Consider the following 375-nt stretch of genomic DNA (forward strand, 5'->3'; position numbering starts at 1 on the left):
GCCGTCGACGGTGATCACCGGGCAGTCCTTCCACAGCCGGTCGAGTGCGTAGAAGTTGCGTTCGTCGTCGTGCTGGATGTGTACCACCACGTCGACGTAGTCCAGCAGCGTCCAGCGACCCTCGCGGGTGCCCTCGCGCCGCACGGGCTTGTGGCCTGCCAGCCGCAGCTTCTCCTCGACGTTGTCGACGATGGCGTTGACCTGACGCTCGTTGGCCGCGGAGGCGATCACGAAGCAGTCGGTGATGACCAGTTGCTCGGACACGTCCAGCACCACGACATCGGTGGCCAGTTTCTCGTCGGCCGCGCGGGCCGCGATGCGTGCCATCTCGATGGCTTCTGCAGTTGCCGTCACTGCGTGGTCTTCCTCTCGGGG

Annotated in this window: 1 protein-coding gene; it reads right to left on the reverse strand. The window is 65.9% G+C overall.

Annotated features, from left to right (window positions below):
• Nucleotides 1-354 (reverse strand): ribosome silencing factor (gene rsfS, locus CQZ88_RS26405; RefSeq protein WP_102800545.1); only part of this gene is annotated, 354 nt, incomplete at its 3' end.
• Nucleotides 355-375: the final 21 nt, after the last annotated feature.

Origin of the sequence: Rhodococcus sp. ENV425 (assembly GCF_002887785.1) — a bacterium.
In the GTDB taxonomy this organism is placed as follows: domain Bacteria; phylum Actinomycetota; class Actinomycetes; order Mycobacteriales; family Mycobacteriaceae; genus Rhodococcus; species Rhodococcus aetherivorans.